This is a genomic window from Luteitalea sp. (assembly GCF_022842525.1).
Lineage (GTDB): Bacteria > Acidobacteriota > Vicinamibacteria > Vicinamibacterales > Vicinamibacteraceae > Luteitalea.
On the sequence record NZ_JALHPM010000239.1, the window covers coordinates 1 to 8050 of the forward strand.

An 8050-nucleotide genomic window follows, 5' to 3' on the forward strand; every position below is an offset into this window, starting at 1 on the left:
GCGCAGCAGCGCCGCCGCGTGCGCGGTGGTGCCGTGCGGGGCGTCGGCATCGCCCTCGTGCGGGTCGTGACTCGTACCGACGATCGAGACATCGCGCCACGGCACCATGAACAGGTAGCGGCCGTCGACGACACCGCCACAGGCGTGCGTGCCGGTGACGCGCGGCACGACGAGGTTCATCGCCCGCGACAGGCGCAGCGCCGGGGCGGTCGAGCGGCCGCCGGTCAAGGTCGAGGCGAGCGCGCCGGCCCAGGGGCCGGCGGCGTTCAGTACGGCCCGCGTGATGATGTGGAAGGGCGTGCCGGTGCGGCGATCGCGCACGTCGAGTCCGGCCACGCGCCCGTCCTGCATGGTGAGCGCCAGCGCCTCGACGTCGTTGGCCACAGAGGCGCCGGCATCGGCCGCGGAGCGCACGGCCGACACGGTGATGCGTTCGGCCTGCCGCATCTGGTAGTCGTACCAGATGGCGCCGCCGGTCACGCCGGCCTCGGCGACGAGCGGATTGAGACGCAGGCACTCGGCGGCCGACACCACGCGTCCACCAGGCAGCCGCAGGGCCTCGTCCGCGATGCCGTCGTTGCGGTCGTGGCCAACGGCATCGGTGATGGCGAGGGCGATGCGCAGCGCAACCGCGTTGCGCGTCGGATGCCGATAGGTGGGCACGCAGAAGGGCAGCGGATCGACCAGGTGCGGCGCCATCTGCGCCATCGCGCGGCGTTCGCGGATGAAGAGGCGCATCTGCGCCAGATTGAGCGATTGCAGCGACCGCAGACCGCCGTGCAGCGTCTTCAGGCTGTTGAAGGAGGTGGCGCCGCCGAAATCGCCGCGATCGATGAGGGCGACGGCGAGGCCGCGCCGCGCGGCGTCCCAGGCGGCCAGCGCGCCGTAGATGCCGGCGCCGACCACGACCACGTCGAAGGTCGTGCCGGCCAGGCCTGTCAGGTCACGCTGCATCGGGCTTCCGGGCATTGTACGATAGGGGGCTGGCGAGGCTCCGCCTCAGGTAGTCGTGCATGGCGCGAGTGGCTACGCCTCGCCAGCGGCAGTGTTGTTTGGCCCGTCCTCCCTTCAGCCCACCCCACCACGCGAACGACGCGTGGCGGGGGCCCGGGGTCCGGTCGGGCAGAGACGCCTTGAGAGGCGTGAGGAAGACGTGACCTATTCATACGGCCTCTGGGCCTCTCAAGGGGTCTCATGACGACCGAGGCGATCCGCCGCTACTGGAACGAACGTATCCACGATCTCGAGATGACGTCCCACCCGGTGGGCACGCGCGAGTTCTTTGCCGATCTCGACGACTACCGGTTCGACAAGCTCCGCTATCTGCCGGAGCTCGTGGACTTCGGCGGCTTCCGCGGGCAGCGCCTCCTCGAAGTGGGCTGCGGCATCGGCACCGACCTGGCGCGGTTTGCTGCCGGCGGTGCCGTGGTCACGGGCATCGACCTGTCGCAGACGGCGATCGATCTGGCGGGGAAGAACTTCGCCGGCCTCGGGCTGACGGGCGATCTGCGCGTGGCCGACGGCGAGTCCCTGGACTTCCCGGATGCCTCCTTCGACGTCGTCTACGGCCACGGCGTGCTGCAGTACGCGGCGGCGCCCGAGCGCATCATCGCCGAGGCGCACCGGGTGCTCAAGCCGGGCGGCCGCGGCATCTTCATGGTCTACAACCGGATTTCGTGGCTGAACGCGCTCTCGAAGGTCATGAAGGTGGCCCTCGAGCACGAAGATGCGCCGGTGTTGAAGAAGTACTCGATCGGCGAGTTCCGGGCGCTGCTGGCGCCGTTTGCCGAGACGCGCATCGTGCCGGAGCGTTTTCCGGTGAAGTCGCGGCTGCACCACGGCTGGAAGGCGATGGCCTTCAACGGCCTCTTCGTCGGCACGTTCAACGCCCTGCCGCGGCCCCTGGTCCGGCCCCTGGGCTGGCACCTGATGGCGTTCTGCACCAAGGCGCCCGTGCCGCCGGCCCGTGGTTGAGCTGGGTTGGCCTCCGGGCCAAAAGGGCGTAAGATCAGTCACTTAGATGGCACAGATTTACGCAGCAAAGTACCTGGCCAAGGCGGCCCTGAGCGCCCCGAAAGACATGGTCAAGGCGGTGGTGGCCAAGTACACCCCGCTTCACCCCACCGTCTTCATCTTCCACTGCACGTTCGTCTGCGACGCCCGCTGCGAGATGTGCAGCAACTGGACGCGCGGCAACCGCAAGGAAGACATGTCGCTCGAGCAGATCGAGCGCGCCTTCAGCTCGCCGTTGTGGAGCGAGATCGAGAACGCCAGCCTCTCGGGCGGCGAGCCGACCACCCGCAACGACATGGTCGACATCTGCCGGCTGATGATCGACAAGTTTCCCAAGCTCCGCAAGCTCACCATCAACACGACCGGGCTCACGCCCCAGCGCGGCATCCCGATGCTGACGAAGGTCGTCGAGATGTGCCACGAGCGCAACGTCATCTTCTCGACGCGTGTCTCGATCGATGGCGTGGGCGACATGCACGGCGAAGTGCGCAACGTCCGCAAGGCCTTCGAAAAGGCCGGCAAGACGATTGCCGCCATGCAGGAGCTGCAGAAGAAATACCGCTTCAACTTCGGCATCTCCTCGACGATCTTCTCCAAGAACCTCGAAGACGCCGACAACATCCTGGCCTGGGCGAAGAAGGAGAAGCTCGACATCGTCTTCAACATGGTGCGGTTCACCGACGCCATGCTGGGCAACCAGGAGCTCGAGGGCACGCTCAAGCCGATGGGCGCCGAAGAGCAGCGCATGCGCCAGTTCTTCATGGAGCGCGTGCGGCAGGACCCGCTGCTCGACGGCCAGAACTACATCTACATGCACTACGCGGACATGATCGCCAACGGCTACCACCGTCTGACGCCGTGCCCGTTCCAGACGCAGGGCGTGATGCTCAACCCGAACGGCGACATGTTCTTCTGCGAGAACAGCGACGTCGTCGGGAACGTCACGCAGGAAGACCCGCACGCCATCTACTTCCGCGAGGCGTCGCAGCAGCACCGCAAGCACATCCGTGACGAGAAGTGCCCGAGCTGCCTCAGCCCGTGCCAGATGAACGTCGCCGCCATCAAGCAGGTGGTGCCGTATGCGAAGTTCCTGGTGCGCGCCTCGATGGAGAAGCGCCGGCCCTCGCCGGACGTCCCGGCGCCGCCGGCCGCGGCCGCCGCGCAGTCCTCCAGCCTGTAGGCCCCTCGGCCCGGCGTGAACGACCACGGCTCAGCCCCCGGGGCTGGGCCGTTGGTGCGTACGGCCGACTTATCAGAAAGTAATCGACTTGCGTGAAAGATAACGCTAGTAATGTTCTGTGAGATCAACCGGGGCGAAACGCGGCCGCCCCCTTAAGTTCGGCCGCCCGACGCGTCCTCTTTCGATCTCGCTGCCTGACGACGTCATCGAGTGGCTCGAGACCCTCGACCCTGACCCTGCCTGGGCGATCGTCGGTCTGTTCGAGAAGGTGCGGTCGCGGCAGCCGGGCACCACGCCGCGCGCTCCGGCCGAGCTGGTGCAGCTACCGGGGAAGCGCGCCCTCATCCTCGTGGCGCCCGACGTATTCGACGGCCTGCAAGGGGTCTCCGTCATCCGGCTGTCTGACGGGCGCGGGTTCCTGGCGCTGCAGGCGGGCAAGGGCTATGCGGATCTGGAACTTGCCGTCGTGGACATGATCGACGCGGTGAACATCTCGCCCGAGCGCCGGAAGGCCCTGGTCGAGATCCGCAAGCAACTGCGCGACTGGCGGCAGTCGGGGCTGGTCTTCGAGGCCCGCTCCATCCTCGTGGTCGAGCGCGAGGAAGTGGGCGAGAAGGCGCGCACCCTCTCCGGGCTGGCCTCCGCATGACTCGCGCCGCGTGGCGTCGCGAGTGGCTCAGGGCTCCGTCGTCGCGACCGGCGCGGCGGGACGGCGCAGCCACAGGACGAGCCCCGGCAGGTTGCCGGCGAGCCCCGTGAGCACGATGAGCGTCGAGAGCGCGAAGGACGCCGTGTCGGGCACACCCACGGGCCGCAGCAGCCACACGATGATGCCCTGCGGCACCCCGAAGCCGCTCACGGAAATCGGCAGCAGCAGCATCAGCAGGCCGAGCGGCATGACGAGCAGGTAGTAGGCGAAGGGCACGGTGAGGCCGAGGCCCAGGCCCAGCACGTAGGCCTGCACGATGCGCAGCACCTGGACGACGAGCGACCAGGCCATCACGTGCACGAGCGCCCCGCGATGCCCGCGGTAGTGCGCCACGGCGTCGGCCAGGCGCAGCAGGCGCCGGGCCGCCGCTCCGGAGTGCCGGTGCGCCGGAAGCGCCGCGCGCAGCAGGATGTCTCCCCAGAACGTGGCGACGCACGCCGCGCCCACGACGGTCACGGCGGCCACGATGCGCAGCGGGTCCACGCCGTCGGGCGTCCACGCGGCGAGTCCCGCCGCGCCCATCGCCGCCAGCGACAGAATGCCCAGCATGCGGTCGACGACCACAGAGGCCAGCGCGTCGCCGAGCCGCGCGGTTACCTGCGAGAGGCCCCACGCGCGGGCCGCGTCGCCGCCGACGCCGGCCGGCAGGAAGCTGCCGACGAACGAACTCGTGAGGAAGAGCCGCGCCGCATCGCCCGTGGCGATCGGGATGTTCGCCGCGCGCAGCAGCAGCACCCAGCGCCAGATCATGACCATGCGGTCGATGGCCACGAGGCCGAGCACCGCCGCGAGGTGCCCGCGCGACACCGAGGCCACGGCGGCGCCCGCCGCGCGCATGTCGATGCGGGTGGACATCCACGCCAGGATGCCGGCCGTGATGGCGGCGCGCAACCACCAGGATCCGGCCAGACGCCGGAGCAAAGCTAGCGGCCCCCTTGCGGTTTCCGCGCGACGAAGGTGAGGGTCTCGAAGAGGTTCTTGCGGATCTTGAAGACGAGGTCCGTCGTGCCGGTATGGCGCGAGAGGGCGTCCACGCCGGGGATGTTCACGAGCAGCGCGGCCGCGGCCAGGGCATCGCGGCTGAATCCGGTGGCGAGACCGATGGCGCGCTCGACGTGGAGCACCTCGAGGCCGCCGTCGTTGAAGAGCTGCCGCACGCGCCGTTCGGTCGTGACGAAGTTGTGCGTGTAGTCGACGTCCCAGAAGAACGTGCGTTCCTTGAGGTAGTCGGGCACGACCACGTAGAGCACGCCGCCCGGGCGCAGCACCCGCAATGCCTCGGCGGTGAACTGCCGCGCCTGCTCGATGCCGTTCATGTGTTCGAGCACCTGATCGGCGTAGACGACATCGACGCTCGCGTCGGGCACGGGAATCGGCGGCGCCCACGACTCGATGACCGCGAGCCCCTTGCCGCGCAGCACGTCGATGAGGATGCGGCTGGCTTCGATGGCGGTGTAGCGCCAGCCGGCGGCCACCGCCTGTTCAGCGAGCGTTCCGTGGCCGGGGCCCACTTCCACCATGTCGCCCGGCGCCGGCTTGTAGCGGTGGAGCAGCGCCAGCCGGTGCTGCTCGATGCGGCTGCGCCGCCCGCTGCCATAGCCGGTGAGCTTCTTCTCGGAGAACGACTTGTAGAAAGTGTCGGAGGTATCGGCCACGGTGCTTTTAAGAAGATTGTACGTGCGACGGGGACAGATACCATGAGGTATCCGTCCCCGATTAGCCTCCCGTTCGCGCCGGGAGGGCCGCTAGGCCGCTATTCGCAGAGAACGGGCACGGTCCGGCCCTGGCCGGCGAGACCGAACGGGCCCGACCACTGGAGCGACGGTGTCGGCCCACCGGCGCCGCCGACCATGTCGTAGACCCGACCGTCACTGTAGACGACCGTGTCTTCGCGAACGAACGTCGAGCCGTTGCCAAGTCCCGCGGCGCACCGGTTGCAGTCGCAGGCCAGCCCACCGGGAGCTGCAATGATCATTCGCCAGCCCGGGTCGGACTGCGCCAGGGAGAAGGCAACCTGGCGGGTGAAGCGGTGACAACCGATCGCGCTTCCCCGGGCACACCGGCTCCACTCGTTCGACAGGGCCGCGACGGCCCTCACGCACGGCAGACGATCGGATGCCCCGCCCGGCCCACAGGCCGCCGGAATCGGGAATGGCAGCCCCCCACCCGTCGGGGGCGCCACGACCGGCACGGGCGTGGCGAACGACTCGATGCCGGACCAGGGGCCCACCGCGCCATCGAGTTCGGCGCGGACGCGCCACAGATAGTTCGTGTTGGTGGCCAGGTCGGTGTCGGCGGCGAACGAGGTCTGCCCGGCGGCGATGGTACGGGCCGCAATCACCGTTCCCGCCGCGTCGAGGACTTCGAGACGGTGGGTGGGCAGCGTCGCCGCGAATCGGCCGGTGGCCGCCGCGAAGGTGAACGTGGGACGCACCGTGGTGACCCGGGTGCCTCCGATCGGGCTCGCGAGCGACGGCGCGCTGACCTTGAGCGTGGACCCGTCGGGATTGGCGGTCGACGAGGACGCCGCCGACGTCGGTGACGTAGGACCACCCGGAGCCTGTGCACAGGCGGAAATGAGAGCTAGCGCGCCAAAGCCCGCCGCAACGCGAAGCAGTCGTCGATCCATTAGTCAGTCACTCCTCGAACGATGGCGGACCGGACCCGGTCCAGAGCCGCTTGATGATACTCCACGCCTCCGAATTTGTCTGTGCTATTTCGACCAGTCCTGCGCCGGCGTGCTACCATCCGACGTCTGCCACACCAGACGAATGTCCCCCGTGTGGGCAGAGTTCCGGCGCGAGGCGCCACTTCGTGGGAGCGGAGACGACGATGCGATTGGTAACGGCACTGGTGATGGCGGGCCTCCTGGCGGGGGTGAGCGAAGCGGCGGCGCAGACCGATGAGTCGCGCTTCTTCCTGTCGGTGAGCGGCGCGTTCGAACCGGGCTCGCAGACCTATGCCGACGACGGCACGTTCAACCTGTACGACGAGGTCGGACGGCTCAGCGTGAGCAGCGACGACATCTCGAGCGGCGCGGTGATCGACTTCGGCGTCGGTGCGCGGGTGGTGGGCAACTTCACGATCGGCGCGAACTTCCACCGCACCACGAGCCTCGGTGAAGCGTCGGTGTCGGGACAGGCGCCGCACCCGATCTTCTTCAGCCGTCCGCGCTCGTTCTCGGCCACCGTGCCCGACATGAAGCGCACCGAGCAGGCGCTGCACCTGAGCCTCGGCTACCGCCTCGCGCTCGGCGAGAAGCTTGATGTGCAGATTTACGCCGGGCCCTCGCAGTTCCGCTTCACCCAGGACGTCGTCAACAGCGTGGTCATTTCCGAGGCGGGCAGCGCGTTCACCACGGTGAACGTCACCAATCAGTCGACGACGCGCAAGGCGAACGCCTGGGGCGGTCACGTGGGGGCTGACGTGTCATACCCGGTGTACCAGTCCGGCACGACGAGCTTCCGCCTCGGCGGCTACGTGCGTTACGCCGAAGCCTCGTCGGAGTTCCTCGTCGTCAGCAACACGGCGAGCACCAAGATCGGCGGCGTCCAGTTCGGCGGCGGTCTCCGCGTCCGCTTCTGAGCCCTTCGACGCCGCTCAGGGCAGGCCCGCCGGCATCGTCGGGGGCGCACTGAGGCAGGGGGCGAGTTCGGTTCGCCTCCGTACAGCATTCGGGCCGGCCTGGTCAGGTGACCAGTCGGCCCGAGTCATGTACGGCAGGGGCGCGGGCGGGCCCGCGCGGCCTTACGGCAGCGCCGACCGCGGCGGCGGGTAGACGTTCTGGTCACCCGGCAGCCGTCCGATGTAGTCGATGTGGAACGAGTAGCCGTTGGCGCCGGCACTGCCGATGAGGTCCCACGCGTCGCGCGAGTTGCAGCGCACGGCGACGTCATCCGACTGCGGACGCCCTGAACCGCCATCCTTGATGCACCAGCCGGCATCCGGCCCCCTCGAGTTGTAGCGTCCGTGGCCGAAGTGCACGACGGCGATCGCGCTTGCGAAGAAACGGTTCCGGCTGTCGCGTGACGAGCGGGACCCGAGGTCGGCGCCGGTGCCATCGTGCACCGCACGGACGATCGACAGCACCTCGTTGATGTCAATCGAACGTGCGCCGCCAATCGTGCCGCCGCCGGTCCCGCCGCCGG

The 8050-nt window shown here is 68.8% G+C and carries 9 protein-coding genes; 4 read left to right on the forward strand and 5 right to left on the reverse strand.

Features of this window, described 5'->3' with window-relative positions:
• Positions 1–954: FAD-dependent oxidoreductase (locus Q0C41_RS27860; RefSeq protein ID WP_291989657.1), on the reverse strand; the 954-nt coding region annotated here is incomplete at its 3' end.
• A gap of 240 nt (positions 955–1194) precedes the next feature.
• Between Q0C41_RS27860 and Q0C41_RS27865 the strand changes: the two genes are divergently transcribed.
• From Q0C41_RS27865 to Q0C41_RS27875, 3 genes are all read left to right on the forward strand, one after another.
• Positions 1195–1974 carry a class I SAM-dependent methyltransferase gene (locus Q0C41_RS27865; RefSeq protein WP_291989659.1) on the forward strand — a complete coding sequence of 260 codons (780 nt, stop codon included), beginning with the start codon at positions 1195–1197 and terminating at the stop codon, positions 1972–1974.
• Positions 1975–2020: 46 nt separating this feature from the next.
• A complete protein-coding gene (locus Q0C41_RS27870; RefSeq protein ID WP_291989661.1) occupies positions 2021–3193 on the forward strand; it encodes a radical SAM protein in 1173 nt (390 codons plus the stop codon).
• 118 nt (positions 3194–3311) lie between these two features.
• Complete coding sequence (locus tag Q0C41_RS27875; RefSeq protein ID WP_291989663.1) at positions 3312–3842, forward strand: hypothetical protein; 531 nt, start codon at positions 3312–3314, stop codon at positions 3840–3842.
• A gap of 27 nt (positions 3843–3869) precedes the next feature.
• Here Q0C41_RS27875 and Q0C41_RS27880 read toward each other — a convergent pair whose 3' ends face one another.
• The 3 genes from Q0C41_RS27880 to Q0C41_RS27890 all read right to left on the reverse strand — a co-directional run bounded on the left by Q0C41_RS27880 (position 3870) and on the right by Q0C41_RS27890 (position 6531).
• A complete protein-coding gene (locus tag Q0C41_RS27880) occupies positions 3870–4823 on the reverse strand; it encodes a lysylphosphatidylglycerol synthase transmembrane domain-containing protein (protein ID WP_291989665.1) in 954 nt (317 codons plus the stop codon).
• Between the two features lie 2 nt (positions 4824–4825).
• Positions 4826–5557, reverse strand: a complete 732-nt coding sequence (locus tag Q0C41_RS27885; protein ID WP_291989667.1) for a bifunctional 2-polyprenyl-6-hydroxyphenol methylase/3-demethylubiquinol 3-O-methyltransferase UbiG — start codon at positions 5555–5557, stop codon at positions 4826–4828.
• Between the two features lie 98 nt (positions 5558–5655).
• Positions 5656–6531: a hypothetical protein gene (locus tag Q0C41_RS27890; protein WP_291989669.1), complete on the reverse strand. Its 876-nt coding sequence runs from the start codon at positions 6529–6531 to the stop codon at positions 5656–5658.
• A gap of 203 nt (positions 6532–6734) precedes the next feature.
• Between Q0C41_RS27890 and Q0C41_RS27895 the strand changes: the two genes are divergently transcribed.
• Positions 6735–7487, forward strand: a complete 753-nt coding sequence (locus Q0C41_RS27895) for a hypothetical protein (protein ID WP_291989671.1) — start codon at positions 6735–6737, stop codon at positions 7485–7487.
• 162 nt (positions 7488–7649) lie between these two features.
• Here Q0C41_RS27895 and Q0C41_RS27900 read toward each other — a convergent pair.
• Positions 7650–8050 (reverse strand): hypothetical protein (locus Q0C41_RS27900; RefSeq protein ID WP_291989673.1); only part of this gene is annotated, 401 nt, incomplete at its 5' end.